The organism is Citrobacter sp. B72, from assembly GCF_016894305.1.
Lineage (GTDB): Bacteria > Pseudomonadota > Gammaproteobacteria > Enterobacterales > Enterobacteriaceae > Citrobacter > Citrobacter portucalensis.
This window is the reverse complement of the sequence record NZ_CP069803.1, coordinates 45,019-62,195: the sequence shown is the minus strand read 5'-3', so window position 1 is coordinate 62,195 and position 17,177 is coordinate 45,019. Positions and strand designations below refer to the sequence as shown.

Sequence of the window (17,177 nt, the reverse complement as noted above, 5' to 3'; positions counted from 1 at the left end):
TCTGCATCAGCAATGAGAGGCTTTCGTGCGTGCGGAGGGGAGCCGAAGGGGGCGCGCCTTTCGCATTTTCCTTTCTCTTTTCGCTGTCAATTTCAACATCAAAAAAAGTGCAATATCTGCACCTTTTAACCTTCAAAAAAACCATAATTTCATTATAAAATAAGTGCAATTTCTGCACTTTTTTAAGGATAAATAATGACAGGTTACGAGCTTCGACTCTGGAGAAAAGGCCTCGGCTGGAGCCGTGACAAGGCGGCTGAACAACTGGATATCAGCCTGCGAACCTATAAAGACTACGAAAACGCGCCCCGCCTGAAACGCAGCATTGCGCTGGCAACAGTGACGCTATCACTACAGGACCAGCTGCCCCGATTCAGACAGAACCGGACCAGCGGCGACAAAATGCGTGAAATGCTCAATGTGATGATCGATGATGCGATCCATCCGGATTAACGGCCCTTCCCTGCGAACCTCCCCTGCAACGTGTCCTGCACATATTTTTGCGCCATATTCCAGACTCGCGCTTCATCTTTGCTCAGTTCCTCTGAATCAATGGCTTCACAAGTATAGTAAGCATCCCATGGCGGCGGATGACTGACCGCTTTGGGCATATTCAGCAGTTCAACCGCCGCGCGAACTGCCGGAAGCACATCACCCGAATCGACCCCTTCATCAAAAATTATCTCTGTGCCCATCGCCACGTTATCCTCCAGCCACGCCAGCAGGATTTCCAGTTTGTGGGGTTTGCTCATACGTCCTCTTTCGGTGTGGCCCGGCAACCGCCGGGCCTGATTTTTCAGTCAATGGCCCGGTAAATCAGATCGCGTTCCGGGTGTTTGATGATGCTGATATAGTCCTTCAGCGCGTCCTGACGATCGACAAGCCCCTGGCAGACTTTCGCCATGCGCTCCCCCATTTCATAGACCTGCCAGTTCAGACGATTGAGGGACATCAGTGTCGCAATGATCCCGGCGGCCTCCGCTGAAACCTCAGCATCGAAGTAATTTCCCGGCATGGTCACGTGATACACCCCTTCCGGCGGTACCAGATACCCGGTCGGTCGGGTAATACAGTCCTCAGTCCATCCGTCAATTCGACCGCTGATACCACGCGGAACGGCAAAGTAACGCCAGAAACCTCCGTCATACTGGCTATGTACCTGTAACCAGGAGGCGACCAGCTGGTCGCCCTGCGGCGTGAAGAATAATTCAGGAATAAAGGCCAGACGCTGGCGCGGGTCAGTGATTTCAATGCTGGCAGTCGGGGCAATCATTGTGGAAGTCATCATTATTCGGCTTTCCTTAGTGGCCGCCAGTGGCGGCCAGTTTAAGTGGCGCTGCCGGAACGGCAGCTGCAAACGCTATATGTCAGGCGGCAATATCGAGGCCGTACATAAAGTCCTTCATTGCTTTCATGCGTCTCTGGAACTCCAGCTTGTTTTTAAAGTCGTTCCAGTAATAAACCGGGGTATACCGCGCACGATGCAGGTTCATTGTCAGCGTGTTGCCTGTGATAACTTCCGCCGGGATACCCAGTAACGAAAGCTGAACAAACGCCATATCGGCGGCGATCGGGTCAATATCGATACAGCTTCCGAACATGTGATTCGAATGGTCATATCCGGCATCTAACAGGCATTCGGCATAGGCGATAATCATCCCCGCCGCGCCGCTCGCAGGGTCACTGACGGTGACAAAACCCTCGCGGCGGATCGACTCTTTCACGCCGGGCATCATCATTCGTGCCATCATCGACTGAACGGAATACGGCGTGAAGTATTGCCCCATGCCATTAGATCCCAGCTCCAGCTCCATGAAAATCGCGCCGAGAAAATCATGAAATTTGGCATCGAGCGCGCACACCATCAGGATGAAAAGATCATGCATTTTCTGAATATCTGCGGCCTCGTAGCGCTCGCAGACTTTGCGGCTACGCTCGATATTCTCCGGTGTAAGAATCCGCGCCAGATCCAGCTCACTGGCAGAAAGCGTGATGAAATCGCAGAACACATCCCAGCGGCGCATATAACGCGCGGTATCGTTAAACAGGCGGATAAACTGCTTACGTGCTGCATCCACGTGCATCAATCCGATAATCGGCTTCTTTTTGGAAACCGGAACAATTGGAATAACGTTGTCAGACTCACGCGCCTGGTTGAAAAATTCTGCAAAACTCAGTTGTGACATAGTTCCCCCTGCTTGCCGCCCCTTCAGGGGCGGCTCCGTGTATCAGTGTGTTTTCTGGCTTTCAGGAATGAAGGTCGCTTTGACCTTCGCCACAATGACGGCGTGATTCAGGTGGCTGTAATCACGCAGACGGAAATAACGCTTGCCGCAGCGCACGAAAATATCAGTCACGTTCCCGCAATACATTTCCTGCATCATGAACGTTTCAGTGTCCTGCGCGGTGTCGCTACGCCAGTTCATTGGCGGCATCATCCCTGCCGCGTCATGGAACTTGTACACGTCGATTTCGACGGGTGCAGTGACAGCCGCTTTTTCGCGGGTCAGCCAGTAGGCGCGCTCGGCCTCGGCGGTCGCGTTCATGTCCAGCGTGTGGGTCGGTTCGGTCTGATATACGTGCATAAGGATCTCCTTTCTTTTAATCACATCACCCGTTGAGTTACGGGAGCCGCGGTTTTGACGTTTTGCGGGAACCTGCTGAAGTTTCCCGGGTTGTTTCACTTCACCCGTTTGAGAACCTTCGCCGCAGGTGCAGCACGCCACCGGCCGACGCCGGAATCCGGGGCGGAAGCGCAAAGTTTTTACCTGGAAAAAGTTTTCGCTGGAGAGCGGCAGCGGCCCTGGATGACAAGGAGGACTGTGGCGTGATTCAGCACCCAGGAGGAGGATCTCAAAGGGAGAACGCACAACGGAGAAGACGAGCCGGGACCCGCCGCAACGGCGATACGCGGCAGCGTAGCGATGTTGCCCTGCAGAATCCCGTCGCCGGCGACGGGATGGTGAGAGCGGCGTGGCCGGAACGGCCGCAGCAAGCGTGGGGTTGACCTTCTCCATCGGACACTAGCGAATAGCCCGAAACCCGCAGGGGTTCGGCGGAGCCTGGCGGGTGCGTTAAGCAGCTGCCCTGGCGGAGTGTGGCCTGACGACCTGGCGCGCTGGCGCGACGGGGAGCCGAAGGTGGTCGGGTTCTTCGCCTTTCTGGTTTGAAACAGCAAAAATCCGGGAGAAAATGGCACAGCTATCAGGGAAAGTGGTACAGAAGTGAGTAAAGAGAAACAGACGGCAGGAAGAAAGCGGAAGACGACTAAATGACCATAATGAGGACATAAACGGAGGGGAGGATGGGAGGCGCGCAGCGCCTCTCCCCCGCCCTTCCAGCTGGGCGCCCTGCAGCAGGTTGTTCATGCCAGGCCAGACAGGGAAAAGGGCCTCCCTGCGAACAGGGAAGCCCTTCTAAAAGCGCTTGCGGCAATGGTCCGACAACATCCGATACCCTGAATGGCGGGGGTTTCCCCCCGCCGGGGTTAGCTACTTAGCGGATTCGTAAGCCAGTATTGCAGCGACCTCCCGTTCTCCGTCCTTCAGCCTGATTTCGCAAAGCGATTTTCGGGTCAGGTATGTGAATGCCAGCAGTGTTAAACACACTATAAGCACACACCAGATAACGGGACTTCGCGGCAGTTTCATGGCCTTCTTCTCCTTGCCTTACGGCATCTAAGAGGCTATCCTGATGGTGTCGATTCATGCAGGGGCCTCGGTTAATGAAAATTAACTGGGGCTTTTGTCTTTCTGCCTCACGACACAGGTACAAACCACCGGAACATCCTGAGGCAAAAAGCCTCAAGCGCCACCGCCATTATACCGTTCATCCCTCTTTCTGCCCAGGAATAGGCAGCTAACTGTCTTAATTTATCCTGCTTATCCGTCTTCCCGGGGATCGCCCTCCCCTCTGGCCCACTCAGTAATCTGCTCATCCAGCACGGCAAGTTGCGGGTATACCGCCTCAGCCAACAGATAAAAATCTGTCTCCAGTCCGCCATGCCAGTCGGCCCATTCGGCAGACATATCATTCAGTTTGTCGACGATGGTCTGCAGCTTCTTACGCTGACTGCGTGCGAGTTTCAGTTCCTCGCGGAACGGGTTTCGTTTTCTCACGGCCAGACCTCCCGAAGAGTGATCTTGTTCGGTACCATCCAGCGTTCAAGCTCGCGTTCTTCAGGCGAACTGGCTCCCGCAACGTCGTGAACATCCAGCACAACCTCCAGCGCCGACAGGTTATACCCGCGAACCAGAGATGCCAGTGACGGACAACGTTCTGTCCACGCCCACAGCATTTTTTCCAGATCGTAGTCCCGGATATCCTGTTGTGACCAGTGGGCATACCAGGTGCGGATAGTCTCCGGTGTGTGAAATGCCAGGTCAATTTCGGCCTGCCCGGTCAGATTGTCATACTTCTCTTCCCGCTCTCTTTCTCGGCGTGCCTCCTGACGGCTGTATAGATCATCTTCACGCTGGTAACGGCTTGCCTGACGCTCTCCCACACTGAACGCCTGCTCCGGAAACAGCGATGTCACCATCGAGGTATCAAGCGGTGAATAACAATGCCGACCCCGCGAGCGAATCAGAGTATCAAATGCTTCCTCATACTGAGCGAGCGGGACTTTGTCGTCCTTGTACCAGTACACGCCGCGTACCTGGTTAATGGCGCGACCGCTAATTTTGCTGCTCCCACACAGGAACCGGAAAAAGGCCCGGGCATAAGGGTGCGGCGGATTACCGAACCGCCTGTCCTTCTGGGTTGTTTCCTCAACGTGCATAATGGCACGGAGTGCAGCTTCACGTTCTGGCAGTTGCGTCACAAGAGAGAGATGGCGTGGAATGCTCATGCTGGTATCTCCTCTTTCAGAATAGACATGATGTCGCATAGTCCGTATCCATCCCAGTGAAGGCCACTGATCTGGCACAAAATGCGGCTGATTTCACTGGCATCGAAGAACGAGGACTGGTGAACACAGGCCAGACGCTCTCCCTGAGACATGGAAATCAGCACAAGCCAGTAATCACTGATTTCACCAGGGCTGCATACCACCACTTCAAAGCGCTCATGTTCGGGGGTAAAGCGAATCTGAACCGGAAACAAGCCGCCGAACTCACTGCGAAATTCTCCGTTCATGTCCCATTTGTCAGGAAGCGCGAAGGAATTCATGACGGCATTAGTGAGTTCACTGCGATACTGAAAACCCGCTGCTCGATGGGCTTCAAACTCTTCGGCGATCATCGCGGCAAGACGGGAATGATGAATACTCATAGGGTATCTCCTTATTGCCGCCCCATCGGGGCGGCTCTCCATATCAGGCGGCTAATGCCGAGTGGTCAGTTTCAGTCTGGTTTTCTTCAATCGCTTTCGGCTGCGGAGCGCATAACCACGCAGGAACCCAGCAACTGTCTTTCAGACGATCTTCGGCAAGCTCGGCAGCATCGCCCTTCTTCATCTTCGCCGCATCGGACGCTGCCCCTTCCATTCCAGCCTCTTTCAGGGATTCGACAATCTGGTCATGCTTAACGCCTTTGAAATATCCGTCTTTGGTTGGATGCCACCAGTCGCGAAAGTTGAAATCGATCGCAGTCTCCAGCGCGTCAAGTTTACTTCGGGAGGTATGACCGTTATCGCGAGTCTGAACACCGTCAACGGAACAGGCCGTACAAAACGCCATAAGAGACATGAGCACGCCACCATCCAGCGAGAAGAACGAGGTTAAATCCTGTCGCCAGCCCTCTGGCAACAGCGCCTCAAGACGCTCACCTTCGGTCCGGATTGCGGTATATGCTTTACCCTCCTTGCCCGACGGTGCATTCATGGTCTGTGAGTAATGACCTACAGTCACGCGAACACCAAATGGATTATCCTGCTCTCCACGCCCCGTAAAGACCTCAGCACACATACGCCATGCCAGCAGCGCCACGGCTTTGGTTGGCTGGTTCATCAACGCTGCCTGAACAGCAAGCGTCCTTTCAGACGACATTTTCAGCAGTTGCGGCGCGGTAACCCCTTCGGTGATATCTTTTTTTATCGAAGTCACCGCAGGTACAGGATCCTCCCCACTTTCCGTTTCTCCGTTCTCTTTTGTCGGAAGGTCTGCAATACGGCAGACACCGCGCTGAATGACCAGTTCGCCATACTGGTAGCTGACCACAACACCCGCAGAGGCTTTCATCCCATCCGTCCAGGCACGTTGTCCTGCTTCTTCCTGCATACGACAGATTTCGGCATCAAGCTCGTCAGCTTCATCACAGGCACTGTCAAACGTACTAAATTTCTCTTTCAGTTCATCCAGACGCGCCTGTTCTTCATCGGTATAGACGGTTTCTGGTTTTTCCAGCAGCAGGTAGTCTTGCACGTCCTGACCATAACGACTTACCGTTTCTGGACGACCCATACTCCACGACCAGCCCTCGCTCAGTTCGTGTTGCAGTGCAATCGTGTCCAGTTTTTCCTGTACAAGGCGCTGAACCAGTACGCTGTCAGCCGTTCCAGCCCCCTCTTCCTTGGAAAACAAATCTTCACGAACCACACCGCCAGCGGTTTCATATGCTTCACGACCCACAAAGAGAAAGGCTGAACTGGTAACAGAAATTTCGGTTTCTGTGATCGCACGTTTTAGTAAATGAGCCTGAACAGATCCCCACTGCGCGTAGACGCTGTCAAACACCTGAACCTGACGTTCCTGACTGGATTCAAGGCACAGAGCCTGACACTGCTCAACAGTGATTTCATCCTGTGCCAGCTTATCCAGCAGTGCTGGGGCAAGGTTTGCCAGTTTCAACATGCGCTGAACATGGCGGGAACCATAGCCCAGACCATCACCAATCTGCGCGGCGGTTTTGCCCTGCGCCGCCAGCTTACCAAAGGCCATAATTTGCTCGGCAGGGTGCATCGCCTCCAGTTCATTGTTCTCAGCGTAAGACGCTTCAACAGCCAACTCGTCACTGACACACTTAACCGGAACCTGATAATCAGCACCAATACGTCCCGTCTCGCACAACAGATTCAGTGCGGTGAGACGTCTACCACCTGCAGCAACTCCGGATTTGCCCTCCGGCAGCACGTGAACCACGAGGTTATGCAGAAGCCCGAGGTTTTCAATCGAGTTAGCCAGACGTTTAACACTGTCAGCGGTGTAAGGGATAGTACGCACGTTCAGCGGAGATTTAATAAGATCGGACAGCGGAACGTATGTGATAACAGCGGAATCAAGCGCGCTTTTCAGTTCTGCGCTGATAACTTTATTCTTCGGGTTGGCCTTTTTGGCTGATTTTGCTTTAACATTTGCTACTGACATCGTTATTTCCTCCATTTTAATGATTGTCGCGTTCTGCGGAGGTGCATCTCCGCAGAACACCTTTCGTTTACTGCTGTACTGCCCTGCCGTGACTTTTCAGGTAGCCGTTCAGTACCTGTCCGGCATCCGGCTGGAAATTCCAGACCCGTTCAATCAACTGCTCATGTTCGTCACGCATAACTAACTGAAAATGCGATGACTGATCGTTTTCTAACGTCACATTGGAGTAATACGCAGACACGTTTTTCGCGTCTTCGCGTGTAAAAGCGCCCAACGGAAGCAGTGGCGCAGGAGCATTGACGACTTCGCCATTCAGCAGCGCCGCCAGCGCATGATCCTCAGCCGTAGGCTGCCGTAATGACTCAGGCTGATTCAGAAAATCCTTCAACGATTTGCACATCACAAAACCCCTCTGGTCTGGTTTTCAGAGGCAAAGCCTCTCCTGCCGTCCTCTTTCTGGTGTTTTCACACACTGCGGAGGACCTTTCCGCGAGAGCGTAACGGGCACGGCCCGGTGAAGCTGTCCAGGATTAGCGGGAAATTTATTCCGGCTCGTCCGGAAAAAATTTGCTGATAAAGCCCCGGCGGTCCTGGCCAGCAAGACGGGTTGTGGCGGTATCAGCGACCGGAAAGGCACTCAGCAGGGAATGAACGCAGAGGAAGTGGCGGGAGAGAGCCGGCAACGTCAACAACGTTGCCCCTTACACCCCGGAACGGGGTGCATCGAGCGCAGGAACGGCGCGACAGGGCGGCGCGACCGGAACGGTCGCTGCAAGCCAGCCTTTGACGTTGCGACAGCCTGGGATGGAAACCCGCTGCCCGAAGGTTTACCGGAGGGCCGGGCAGAGACAGCGCAGCTGGCTCGGTGCGAAGCATGACAGCCCCGGTTCCCGAAGGGAAGTCGCCCGGGTAAACCAGCCCGTGGAAAAAAAGTATCTGAAAGCCCCGGTTTTTATCGTTCTGGTTATGGTTCTGGCCACGCGGTCCACGCCCACGCCCACGCCCACGCCCACGCCCACGCCCACGCCCACGCAGGTCAGCATGTTTCAGAAACGACAGCAGGAAAAGCAGATTTCAGAACTGATTCATTACCGGCTTCACCGGCGGAGGGAATGCGCCGCAGGCGCTTTCCCCTGCCGTCATCCCGCAGGGATGACATGGTTTTCCCGCGCGCGAACAGGCGGCTCATTGGCCGCCTCCGGGACTAATATTTAACTTTTTGCTGGATAAACTGGCCGCCGATAAAAAGTTGCTCGCGACGAGTCAACAAATCACAAATATCGTCAAGGAGCATTGGCGTCGTTATAGGTCTGAGGCCTAATTCCCTGCGGCGTTCGTTTACCAGAGTTTTGTAGTGTTTCAGAATTTTGCGTGTTTCAGGTGTCATTTTCATAGGGAACCTTTTTCCGGCAGGGTTTCCCCTGCCTTATCTGAATTAGCGACGAAAAACATAGCCATCAATGAAGTTGAAAGTGTCGATAAACAAATCACGGGCAAACGCGTCATAGTCAAAGTAGCCGCGCAGGCTCTCAGGGATAGCCGCCAGCAGGCTGTGTTCGTTCACGTAGTCCACAGCAAAATCTTCTTCGCTCACGGCCTCGCCATAGTAGGCGTCTTCGAACGCGTCAAAGTCGCATTCGCCGCTGTATTCGGCCCACGCGATAAATGCCGCGTCCTTACCTACATCCTTCGCCTGTTTGTAGGCATCGATGAAATCCCAGTCCACAGAGCTTTCAGAGGCAAACTGAGAAGGAATGCCTTCCCAGTCCTGAAACATCAGTTCCGGGTCATGCTCATTCGCGTGGAGCGCGTGGCAGGCTTCCAGAAAGTCTTCTTTCTCGTCGAAATCGGTCAAATCAAACCATTTTCCGGCCAGGCTGCCACAGTTGTATTTGTGATAAGTGCCAACGTATACCGCCGGGGTGGTGGTGCTGATAGTGTTCATGGGTGTTCCCTCCATAGTCCAGGTTATCTGAGTACCGGCTTACGCCGTGCCGACACGACAGCCCGACGAAAAGCGGAGGATGCAAGGTCGGAAGCGGAGGCCGCAGCGCAGATAAAGCAGAGGCGGTCTGGACGGTTTTTCTGCGAATTTTTGAGCAGAAAAACAACGGGAAGAACGCCGATAATCATCAAAAATAACTGCGACCGGGTGACGGTGGAGGTGGCGCCAGCCACGTGCCTTGCATACGCAGCGGTCGGGCTAAAGTGAAGGCACGGCGTTAGCCGCAGACCGCACGAAATCTCATCCCGCGCGCGCCCGTAACAGCGTGGAGGTCGCGCTGGTATAGCGGAGCAGCGCGACATCCGATTCCTGTTCAGAACTGCGGGGCAATCTGCCCCGCCCGTCGGTCACGCAGCAATCCGGATTCCGGAGAATGACCGCATCATCGCGTCAATTTCGACGCGGGCCTCGCTGACCGCATCACGTAACCAGCGGCGCTCAAACCATACGCGTGATGGGCTGTCCGGGTGACGCAGCGCGAACGGTACGTCCGTGACACCAACAACGCGACCGCGACATTCGAGACGGATCTGGAGGCGACGAAACGTTTCCTGCCCGTCGAGGACGGCTTTCAGGCGCGCGTCGAGAGTGTCGTTATCCCACTCGGTATCATCGCTTCCGGCTTCCACTTCAATCACGGAGAGCGTGAAGTTGCGCGTCCGGCGGGTAAACACCAGAGGATCAGCAGCAGGACGCAGGGCTTCTGTCAGGCGGTATCCGGCAGCGGCGACACAGCTACAGACATGGTTGATTTCGTCTCGCAGGGCTTTCAGGAGGCACAGGATTTGTTTTACCGACATCCCGGCAGGACAGTTATCGTATTCCAGCGAAATCGTGCCAGCGTGGGCTTTGCGGTGGCCCAGCGAGTTGCGGTAAAGACGAACAATCAGATCGCTCCCGCTAACTAATGGCAGCAGTTCATTCAGTGCGCTATCCGGCATCAGGCCACGCAGCGCAATTTCAGGCAACAGGCGCAGCAGATCGGACGCCCCCAGTTGGCCATAGAAAGCGACGCCTTCCCCACGCGAATAATTCAGGCTGGTATCGATATCCATCGTGGCTGGCCAGCCACGGGCAACCAGCGTGTTACGGGTGTGACGGTGCATAAAGCGATAAGCGGTGGTCATAGTTTTCTCCTTGTCTCGACGCGGCGACTGCTTCGCCGTGCCGATACGACAGCCCGACGATCCGCGGGAAATGCAAGGGCGGAACCGGAGGCCGCAGCGCAGATAAAAGCAGAAACGGTCTGGACGGTTATCGAGCGAAACCTGAGCGAGAGAACGACGGGAAGAACGTTGAAAAACATAAAAAATTTACTGCGACCGGGCGATGGTGGAGATGGCCCGGCCATGTCCCTTGCATTAACCGCAGTCGGGCTATAGTGGAGGCACGGCGTTGACACCCGCCGCGACACCGGCGCGGCATAAAAAGCGGAGTCCACGACATCCTTATGGCTGATTTGGCGGGCTGACAATGCAGCCCGGCCACGGTTAGCGGGTGAATTCGTCCCAGTGTTCGTTGAACTGATTCTGAACCCGCGGGCTTGTCAGATCACCGGTAACAACCCAGGCATCCAGGAATTTAAGCTCCTGCAGGATAGAACTTTCAACATCATCAAGCAGTGTGATGCTGTTAAACCAGACCGACTTTCCGGAACGATAAGCCCATCGGCAGCCATCACTCTCTTCCAGGCATTCCTGCCACCAGGTTCTCCCCATATAAACAACCCCGGCTTCCGCCAGCGCCAGACTCTCCGCCTGGATCAGGAAATATGCCGGAAACTCAAGATCAGAAACTTCGATATCGACGCCAATCAACCAGGTATTCATTATTTCTTTGCCTCTTCAATCGCCCACTGCAGGTGATCCCAGTTGAAACCGATATTGGCATCATGGCATTCATCAGCGAGTGCCATCGCAGCCTCAATCGTCTCGTTGTCCAGCGTGTTATCGAGCGAAAGGAAATCGTCGGCCAGCCAGAACGTCCCTGTACAAAGTGCATCCAGAGGATGTTGCTGCAATCTGGCAATCATCCCCGATACAGTCATTTCACGACGCCACAGACCAGGTGTCGGGAAAACTGCGTTGGCCACATCAAACCACTCCCAGTCTCCTGGCGGTACCGGCCATTTCACCATTTCGGTCTGAACGCCTGGTAGCCGGGACAGACGCTCAAGGATCTCCCCCAGGGAAAACTTATGGCCACTTACATCGTCACTGGCCAGACAGTGGCCATTGAGAAACACCGCATGCTGGCCATCATCCAGCGTAATACACGTCAGCTTAAACATATTTCCCTCCTTAACCCGGCACCCATCTGCGCCGTGCCGACACGACAGCCCGACGATCAGTGGTTAATGCAAGGGCGCCAGCAAGGCCGGTAGCCGGTAATAGCAGAGGCGTTCCGGACGGGTTTTCCGTGAAAATTGAGCGGAAAACCGACGGAAGGAACGACGATAAGACGTTAAATCACAGGCGGCCGGGTGCAGCTGGCGGCGCAGCTTCCCTTGCATTCACCACAGTCGGGCTATAGTGAAGGCACGGCGCACCCATGCCTGAAGATGGGATAACCAGACGCTGCCGGTTCAATACCGGCAGTGGATGGCTGGGGAGAGATGATGAGCCCCGGTTTCCCGGGGACGTCTTCAGGAAAAGCTGGAGGTTAATTCCCGATCGTGGATGATACGCTGGCGTACCTCGTCAGCCAGAGCATGAAGCGCTTTCAGCGGTAGCCAATGGCGTACTGGCGCTCCCGGACGAATAATGCAAATGCCGGCGCTGCGGTCACCTTCGCGGACCATATCAAAATCACGGTAAATCGCGAGGCCAACGGCAACAACTGCGGCCCCGTGGTGAAAAATTTCTGTCAGCCATAGTTGCTGTTGTTCAGCATCCGGGCGCATCAGCGGCGGCATATCATTCCACGCTTCACCAAAAACCCAGAAGTGGCGTGTCTGGCGCTCAAAAATATTAATCCCTTCATACTGGGCTCCGGTCATGTCGTTAATAATGCCGGCATCAATGAAGATCTGACGGCACAGGACCATCAAATCGGCTTCAATCGCTTCAGTCAGGCCAATACAGATCGGGTTCGCCTCCTCAAAATCAACCCGAACACAAGGATCACCTTTCAGGATTTCGCCGCTGACGCTTGCACACAGGTTGAGATCACTGCACATCTGCTGCAGGCCATGGACCGCACGGGTATCAAGATGGCCACGTGAAGCAATCGCCGGCAGCATCGCCATAATAGATTCGGTAGTGACATGGCCCGAAATAGTGAAGCAATAACAGTTTGCATCAGGCTGGACAACGACTGACGACGGCCAGTTGTTTTCTGACAGGATCTGACGGCTGCGGGTTGGTGCAAGAGTCATATAAAGATTCATAGGGTACTCCTTCGTTTGATTTACCGGGCTTCTTCTGCCGTAGCTTTTACGTACGGGAGGATATCTCCCGCCATAAGCGACAGGCGGCAACGTGCCATCAGGCAAAAATCAAGTTCCGGAGGCAAAGCCGCAGCGCAAGCGACCAGAGGGAGTGCGAACGGGTGCAGCAGCAGGCGACTTTATTTTTGCCGGCACGGTGCAACTGTTTAAGCGATGGCTGGAGATAATCTGACTGCAATAGAGCAGCAAAGTGACTTCATTGGATATACCCACATCGTTATCCCCCGATTCTGTGGATAAGTAACCCAGCTCTCAACGAGTGCAAGGTACCACATCACCGGTGGAGTTTTTCCAGGAACTACAGAGGGTTAAAGGCAGCAAAAAATCAATACTTGAAAGTGTCTTCAATAAGGCAATAATACTGTATATGCAAACAGTGTTATTTGAGGTGGTTATGTTTGAGTTTATACGTGCTGACAGCAATCCAGAGTTGACGCCCATCCCTCTCTATAGCGATCGCTGCCAGGCTGGGTTTCCCTCACCGGCCCAGGACTACGTGGAGGCCGAATTAGACCTGAACCAGTACTGTATATCGCGGCCCAGCTCAACCTACTTTGTACGAGCTATCGGCAACTCGATGACCGACATCGGCCTGCATTCGGGCGACTTGATGATCGTCGATAAAGCCGAACAGGCTCAGCACGGAGACATCGTCATAGCTGAGATAGAGGGAGAGTTCACGGTTAAGAGATTGCTGCTGAGGCCACGGCCTGGACTGCAGGCGATGAACCCAGCCTACCCAACTCTATGGCCAGACCCGGAGAACCTGCAGATCTTCGGTGTCGTGACGGCATTTGTGCACAAAACCCGGGGACATGATTGATGTTCGCCCTGGCTGATGTGAACAGCTTTTATGCGAGTTGTGAGAAGGTCTTTCGTCCTGACTTACGTGATAGACCAGTGGTTGTTCTTAGCAATAACGATGGTTGTGTTATAGCCAGATCTAAGGAAGCGAAGCGGCTTGGAATCAAAATGGGGATCCCCTGGTTTCAGCTAAAAGCAATGCAGTTCCCGGAGAAAGTCCTAACGTTTTCCAGTAATTATGAGCTGTACGCAAGTCTGAGCAACCGGGTCATGGCACATCTGGAAGAATTGGCGCCCCGCGTTGAGCAGTATAGTATCGACGAAATGTTCCTGGATATTCGCGGCATCGATGGCTGTACTGACTTTGAAGATTTCGGACGGCAGCTGCGCGAGCACGTCCTAAGAGGAACCGGACTGACAATTGGTGTCGGGATGGGACCGACAAAAACTTTAGCAAAATCAGCACAATGGGCTTCTAAGGAGTGGCCGCAATTTGGGGGCGTGCTGGCCCTGACTACTGGCAATCTCCGTAGGACAGAGAAACTGCTCTCACTGCAGCCAGTGGAGGAAATCTGGGGGGTTGGTCGCCGCATAGGCAAAAAGCTGAATACATACGGCGTGACAACTGCGCTGCAGCTGGCGCGCATGAACCCTGCCTTTGTACGCAAGAACTTTACCGTGGTGCTGGAGCGGACAGTACGCGAGCTGAACGGTGAGGCCTGTATATCTCTTGAAGAGGCACCGCCCGCAAAGCAGCAGATTGTCTGCAGCCGATCATTCGGAGAGCGCATCACGACTTACGAAGCGTTGCGACAGGCTATCTGCCAGTACGCCGAACGCGCGGCTGAAAAATTGCGGGGAGAACATCAGTTCTGCCGGCACATATCGGTCTTTATCAAAACCTCCCCTTTCGCAGTCAACGAAGCTTATTACGGCAACGTGGCCAGTGAAAAGCTTCTAGTGCCTACACGCGACACCCGAGACATCATTAATGCCTCAGTAAAAGCCCTGGACTGTATCTGGCTCGACGGGCATCGATATGCAAAGGCTGGAGTAATGCTGAATGACTTCACCCCTACGGGAGTAGCACAGTTAAATCTTTTCGATGACGTTAAGCCGCGGGAATGTAGCGAGGAGCTAATGAAAGCCCTGGATGGCATAAACCATTCAGGGCTCGGGAGGGTATGGTTTGCTGGGCGCGGAATAGCGCCGGACTGGCAGATGAAAAGAGAAATGCTGTCGCCGGCATACACAACTAAATGGACTGATATACCGTGCGCCTCAATTTGAGTATCAGAGAAAGCTCTTCATTTTTTCTCGGGCTTCTTCCAGTCGCTGCTGCTCATCATCCTCTACGACTTCGGGCTTGATTGCAGGGGTAAACTGCCCAGCTCCCAGTTCCTGAAGCACTGAGCGAATATCAGCCTGCGTAGGTTTCCATCCGGTGGTCTGGCTGAGCAGCCCGGTCAACTGGTCAGCTGTAAACTCCTTGTTCAGCATCGCGGCCAGAAGCGCGGGTAATCTAGGATCCAGTTGCTGCAGAGCCATTCCGGAAATAAACGCATTCCGGAACAACTCGCCCCGGGTAGAACGGGGAACGGCTTCAATGACTTCCAGAGCCTGTCTGTCTGCATCCTTCTCAGGATGCAGATATAACGTGAATTTTTTCCGTTCCTCACTCACTTCATTACTCCCCTTTAAATACGGCGATCGCTTCTACCAGTGCGGTCTGTGGAGAGGCCATCATAACCACTTTCGGGCCCAGATGTTGCCATGCCGCCTGGACTGCCGTTTCGATAAGCGGTGCACCACCACCGACAATATAAACCCGGTTTACATGACGGAAATCGGCAAGGTCATCCACCACCCGAGCCCCCAGACTGGCGATTGCGCTTTCAATGGTATCCATCACCAGTGGGATTTTGCTCTCGTCATTAATCACCTGACGGACAAAATCCATATCGTGGCGGTGTTTTATCAATTCATCAGCCACCATGGCACTGGTATCACTTGAAGCCATACGAAGCGCACTGAGGGCACTCTGAGTGACCATTGACACACCAATATCCGAATTACCATGAATGGCACTGACCGCATCAAACTGCCCGACAATGACGCCAACATCTAGAGTCGTCCCGCCAAGGTCGATTACCAGCGATTTCTCGTAAGGCCCGACACTGTCTTTTACCAGACGGGTAAACACGGCAGGCAGGGATTCCGGCATAACTTCAACGTGTTCAATACTGAACGTCTCACCTTTATTCAGTTTTACCGGCCGCATAAGGTTGTCGATCTTGCGCTGAATGTTGAGCTCATTCTTCTGGCATTCTTTTGTATAGAACTCACTGATAGGCAGTGTCACCGTCAGTGAAACAGCCTGTGGCTTCAGCCCGCTGTTAAGTAATGCATGATGTACAGCCAGAACATTCACATCCGTGTACTGATACTCAATATGAGTCGTCAGGATGGACTGATTGCTGACTTCATCATAGGTGTACTTCTTGCCATCGAGCTCATAGTTAAAAGTCTGTCGATTTCCCAGCCCCTCTACCTTCCAGCCGGTACGGAACGAGTTCGCAGATACTGACGTCTGCAGCTTTTTCCCGGCATACCAGGCAAGTTTTACGTTTGTTGATCCGTCGTCACAGAAAATATTCATTGTCATTCCTTAGCCCAGATATCGATAACACTCAAAGTGAGTATTAACAATTATTCTCACGGCAGTGCAACTACTCACTTTGAGTCCCTTCGAACATGATAATATCAAAACAAACTCATAATCAAATCATTTGAACATCGAAAACACATTATTTTAATATTACTTTAATATCATACTGAGTTGAGGTAACTTTCACCAAAAAGCATCGCTATCGGTTGACATGACAGCCAAAAAAACTATCATCATGATATTGTTTTAATATTAAAAAGGGATTGCAATGATACTTACGATAGCTAACACAAAAGGTGGCGTAGGTAAGTCTACGCTCGCGGTCAACATTGCCGTAAAAAGAGCCCTTCAGGGGAAAAAAGTTTGGTTAGTCGATGGTGATAAACAGGGTTCGTCGCAAACAGCTATTTTGGTTCGTTCAGAGGACGGTGTTGAGCCAGGTATTGCTTGCTCGCATTACCCTGAAGGTCCGGTATTAAGGAGCCAGGTTTTACAACAGAAAGATAACTTTGACGATATCATCATCGAATGTGGGGGCCGAGACTCCACTGCTATGAGGGCAGCTCTGACAATCACAGACGTCCTTTTAGTCCCTTCAGCACCGGGAAGTTTCGAAGCTTGGGCTATGGATGCCAACGCCGAACTAATCAAAGAAGCGCGGAGCATAAGAGATGGGTTGGTCTGCTATTCGCTTTTGAACAAAGCAGATACTCAAGCCAGATCCTCCTACAACAGAGATATGCTGGAAATGATGGAAGAGTACAAAGAGGACATCCCAATCCTCGACAAAGTCATCTATCAAAGAAAAGTCTACGCCAATGCTGCAGGCAGTGGAAGGACCGTGAGTGAACTGAAATTACGTTCGCATGAAAAGATTGCAGTGCAAGAGCTAGATACTCTCATATCAACACTATTTGAATAGTTAAATGCAATCAAAATAATATTAAAG

The 17,177-nt window shown here is 53.2% G+C and carries 22 protein-coding genes and 1 pseudogene; 4 read left to right on the top strand and 19 right to left on the bottom strand.

Annotated features, from left to right (window positions below; genetic code table 11):
- Nucleotides 1-195 precede the first annotated feature (195 nt).
- Nucleotides 196-453 (top strand): helix-turn-helix domain-containing protein, encoded by a 258-nt coding sequence (locus JQN59_RS26020; protein WP_040231225.1) that lies wholly within the window; start codon nucleotides 196-198, stop codon nucleotides 451-453.
- Here JQN59_RS26020 and JQN59_RS26015 read toward each other — a convergent pair.
- From JQN59_RS26015 to JQN59_RS25940, 17 genes and pseudogenes are all read right to left on the bottom strand, one after another.
- Complete coding sequence (locus tag JQN59_RS26015; RefSeq protein WP_099530126.1) at nucleotides 450-752, bottom strand: DUF957 domain-containing protein; 303 nt, start codon at nucleotides 750-752, stop codon at nucleotides 450-452. The two genes, JQN59_RS26020 and JQN59_RS26015, sit on opposite strands and share 4 nt — an antisense overlap.
- Before the next feature lie 44 nt (nucleotides 753-796).
- The gene (locus JQN59_RS26010; RefSeq protein WP_053389748.1) at nucleotides 797-1,288 is read right to left on the bottom strand and encodes an antirestriction protein; all 492 of its coding nucleotides are present in this window, start codon (nucleotides 1,286-1,288) and stop codon (nucleotides 797-799) included.
- 79 nt (nucleotides 1,289-1,367) lie between these two features.
- Nucleotides 1,368-2,186 (bottom strand): N-6 DNA methylase, encoded by an 819-nt coding sequence (locus tag JQN59_RS26005; protein WP_053389747.1) that lies wholly within the window; start codon nucleotides 2,184-2,186, stop codon nucleotides 1,368-1,370.
- A 42-nt stretch (nucleotides 2,187-2,228) separates the two neighbouring features.
- A complete protein-coding gene (locus JQN59_RS26000) occupies nucleotides 2,229-2,585 on the bottom strand; it encodes a hypothetical protein (RefSeq protein ID WP_040231230.1) in 357 nt (118 codons plus the stop codon).
- Between the two features lie 906 nt (nucleotides 2,586-3,491).
- Nucleotides 3,492-3,617 (bottom strand): type I toxin-antitoxin system Hok family toxin, encoded by a 126-nt coding sequence (locus JQN59_RS25995; RefSeq protein ID WP_228719026.1) that lies wholly within the window; start codon nucleotides 3,615-3,617, stop codon nucleotides 3,492-3,494.
- Nucleotides 3,559-3,708, bottom strand: a pseudogene (locus JQN59_RS27140) (DUF5431 family protein); the annotation flags it as partial. The gene JQN59_RS25995 and the pseudogene JQN59_RS27140, both read right to left, overlap by 59 nt.
- A gap of 173 nt (nucleotides 3,709-3,881) precedes the next feature.
- Complete coding sequence (locus JQN59_RS25990; RefSeq protein ID WP_048227663.1) at nucleotides 3,882-4,118, bottom strand: hypothetical protein; 237 nt, start codon at nucleotides 4,116-4,118, stop codon at nucleotides 3,882-3,884.
- A complete protein-coding gene (locus JQN59_RS25985; RefSeq protein WP_048227664.1) occupies nucleotides 4,115-4,849 on the bottom strand; it encodes a plasmid SOS inhibition protein A in 735 nt (244 codons plus the stop codon). Before JQN59_RS25985 ends, JQN59_RS25990 begins: the two co-directional genes overlap by 4 nt.
- Nucleotides 4,846-5,271 carry a conjugation system SOS inhibitor PsiB gene (gene psiB / locus JQN59_RS25980; RefSeq protein ID WP_204528234.1) on the bottom strand — a complete coding sequence of 142 codons (426 nt, stop codon included), beginning with the start codon at nucleotides 5,269-5,271 and terminating at the stop codon, nucleotides 4,846-4,848. Before psiB ends, JQN59_RS25985 begins: the two co-directional genes overlap by 4 nt.
- 43 nt (nucleotides 5,272-5,314) lie before the next feature.
- On the bottom strand, nucleotides 5,315-7,303 hold the full coding sequence (locus JQN59_RS25975; RefSeq protein ID WP_099530128.1) for a ParB/RepB/Spo0J family partition protein: 1,989 nt from the start codon (nucleotides 7,301-7,303) through the stop codon (nucleotides 5,315-5,317).
- A 67-nt stretch (nucleotides 7,304-7,370) separates the two neighbouring features.
- Entirely contained in the window at nucleotides 7,371-7,703 is a 333-nt protein-coding gene (locus JQN59_RS25970) for a DUF905 family protein (RefSeq protein ID WP_077223967.1), read from the bottom strand.
- Between the two features lie 804 nt (nucleotides 7,704-8,507).
- On the bottom strand, nucleotides 8,508-8,696 hold the full coding sequence (locus JQN59_RS25965) for a hypothetical protein (RefSeq protein ID WP_048227667.1): 189 nt from the start codon (nucleotides 8,694-8,696) through the stop codon (nucleotides 8,508-8,510).
- A 42-nt stretch (nucleotides 8,697-8,738) separates the two neighbouring features.
- Nucleotides 8,739-9,248, bottom strand: a complete 510-nt coding sequence (locus JQN59_RS25960; RefSeq protein WP_053389743.1) for an antirestriction protein ArdA — start codon at nucleotides 9,246-9,248, stop codon at nucleotides 8,739-8,741.
- 407 nt (nucleotides 9,249-9,655) lie between these two features.
- Nucleotides 9,656-10,435 carry a hypothetical protein gene (locus tag JQN59_RS25955; RefSeq protein ID WP_145996429.1) on the bottom strand — a complete coding sequence of 260 codons (780 nt, stop codon included), beginning with the start codon at nucleotides 10,433-10,435 and terminating at the stop codon, nucleotides 9,656-9,658.
- 363 nt (nucleotides 10,436-10,798) lie between these two features.
- Nucleotides 10,799-11,137, bottom strand: coding sequence for a hypothetical protein (locus JQN59_RS25950; protein WP_053389741.1), 339 nt, complete (start codon nucleotides 11,135-11,137; stop codon nucleotides 10,799-10,801).
- On the bottom strand, nucleotides 11,137-11,598 hold the full coding sequence (locus JQN59_RS25945) for a hypothetical protein (RefSeq protein WP_072206635.1): 462 nt from the start codon (nucleotides 11,596-11,598) through the stop codon (nucleotides 11,137-11,139). The genes JQN59_RS25950 and JQN59_RS25945 overlap by 1 nt, the downstream gene beginning before the upstream one ends.
- Nucleotides 11,599-11,952: 354 nt before the next feature.
- Nucleotides 11,953-12,696 (bottom strand): hypothetical protein, encoded by a 744-nt coding sequence (locus tag JQN59_RS25940; RefSeq protein ID WP_053389740.1) that lies wholly within the window; start codon nucleotides 12,694-12,696, stop codon nucleotides 11,953-11,955.
- Nucleotides 12,697-13,150: 454 nt separating this feature from the next.
- Here JQN59_RS25940 and umuD point away from each other — a divergent pair, with 454 nt between their 5' ends.
- Nucleotides 13,151-13,579, top strand: a complete 429-nt coding sequence (umuD, locus tag JQN59_RS25935; protein WP_048227699.1) for a translesion error-prone DNA polymerase V autoproteolytic subunit — start codon at nucleotides 13,151-13,153, stop codon at nucleotides 13,577-13,579.
- On the top strand, nucleotides 13,579-14,850 hold the full coding sequence (locus tag JQN59_RS25930) for a Y-family DNA polymerase (protein WP_053389739.1): 1,272 nt from the start codon (nucleotides 13,579-13,581) through the stop codon (nucleotides 14,848-14,850). The genes umuD and JQN59_RS25930 overlap by 1 nt, the downstream gene beginning before the upstream one ends.
- 3 nt (nucleotides 14,851-14,853) lie before the next feature.
- Here JQN59_RS25930 and JQN59_RS25925 read toward each other — a convergent pair whose 3' ends face one another.
- Entirely contained in the window at nucleotides 14,854-15,177 is a 324-nt protein-coding gene (locus JQN59_RS25925; protein WP_232926361.1) for a plasmid partitioning/stability family protein, read from the bottom strand.
- Nucleotides 15,178-15,247: 70 nt separating this feature from the next.
- Entirely contained in the window at nucleotides 15,248-16,219 is a 972-nt protein-coding gene (gene parM, locus JQN59_RS25920) for a plasmid segregation protein ParM domain-containing protein (protein ID WP_048227674.1), read from the bottom strand.
- Between the two features lie 277 nt (nucleotides 16,220-16,496).
- On the opposite strand from parM, the gene JQN59_RS25915 reads away from it, so the two are divergent.
- The gene (locus tag JQN59_RS25915; protein WP_048227675.1) at nucleotides 16,497-17,150 is read left to right on the top strand and encodes an AAA family ATPase; all 654 of its coding nucleotides are present in this window, start codon (nucleotides 16,497-16,499) and stop codon (nucleotides 17,148-17,150) included.
- Nucleotides 17,151-17,177 lie beyond the last annotated feature (27 nt).

What these genes read in the sequence shown, in the direction of transcription:
- JQN59_RS26020 (WP_040231225.1), top strand. Translation starts at nt 196, where the DNA reads ATGACAGGTTACGAGCTTCGACTCTGGAGAAAAGGCCTCGGCTGGAGC.
- JQN59_RS26015 (WP_099530126.1), bottom strand. Translation starts at nt 752, where the DNA reads ATGAGCAAACCCCACAAACTGGAAATCCTGCTGGCGTGGCTGGAGGAT.
- JQN59_RS26010 (WP_053389748.1), bottom strand. Translation starts at nt 1,288, where the DNA reads ATGATGACTTCCACAATGATTGCCCCGACTGCCAGCATTGAAATCACT.
- JQN59_RS26005 (WP_053389747.1), bottom strand. Translation starts at nt 2,186, where the DNA reads ATGTCACAACTGAGTTTTGCAGAATTTTTCAACCAGGCGCGTGAGTCT.
- JQN59_RS26000 (WP_040231230.1), bottom strand. Translation starts at nt 2,585, where the DNA reads ATGCACGTATATCAGACCGAACCGACCCACACGCTGGACATGAACGCG.
- JQN59_RS25985 (WP_048227664.1), bottom strand. Translation starts at nt 4,849, where the DNA reads ATGAGCATTCCACGCCATCTCTCTCTTGTGACGCAACTGCCAGAACGT.
- psiB (WP_204528234.1), bottom strand. Translation starts at nt 5,271, where the DNA reads ATGAGTATTCATCATTCCCGTCTTGCCGCGATGATCGCCGAAGAGTTT.
- JQN59_RS25975 (WP_099530128.1), bottom strand. Translation starts at nt 7,303, where the DNA reads ATGTCAGTAGCAAATGTTAAAGCAAAATCAGCCAAAAAGGCCAACCCG.
- JQN59_RS25970 (WP_077223967.1), bottom strand. Translation starts at nt 7,703, where the DNA reads ATGTGCAAATCGTTGAAGGATTTTCTGAATCAGCCTGAGTCATTACGG.
- JQN59_RS25965 (WP_048227667.1), bottom strand. Translation starts at nt 8,696, where the DNA reads ATGAAAATGACACCTGAAACACGCAAAATTCTGAAACACTACAAAACT.
- JQN59_RS25960 (WP_053389743.1), bottom strand. Translation starts at nt 9,248, where the DNA reads ATGAACACTATCAGCACCACCACCCCGGCGGTATACGTTGGCACTTAT.
- JQN59_RS25955 (WP_145996429.1), bottom strand. Translation starts at nt 10,435, where the DNA reads ATGACCACCGCTTATCGCTTTATGCACCGTCACACCCGTAACACGCTG.
- JQN59_RS25950 (WP_053389741.1), bottom strand. Translation starts at nt 11,137, where the DNA reads ATGAATACCTGGTTGATTGGCGTCGATATCGAAGTTTCTGATCTTGAG.
- JQN59_RS25945 (WP_072206635.1), bottom strand. Translation starts at nt 11,598, where the DNA reads ATGTTTAAGCTGACGTGTATTACGCTGGATGATGGCCAGCATGCGGTG.
- JQN59_RS25940 (WP_053389740.1), bottom strand. Translation starts at nt 12,696, where the DNA reads ATGAATCTTTATATGACTCTTGCACCAACCCGCAGCCGTCAGATCCTG.
- umuD (WP_048227699.1), top strand. Translation starts at nt 13,151, where the DNA reads ATGTTTGAGTTTATACGTGCTGACAGCAATCCAGAGTTGACGCCCATC.
- JQN59_RS25930 (WP_053389739.1), top strand. Translation starts at nt 13,579, where the DNA reads ATGTTCGCCCTGGCTGATGTGAACAGCTTTTATGCGAGTTGTGAGAAG.
- parM (WP_048227674.1), bottom strand. Translation starts at nt 16,219, where the DNA reads ATGAATATTTTCTGTGACGACGGATCAACAAACGTAAAACTTGCCTGG.
- JQN59_RS25915 (WP_048227675.1), top strand. Translation starts at nt 16,497, where the DNA reads ATGATACTTACGATAGCTAACACAAAAGGTGGCGTAGGTAAGTCTACG.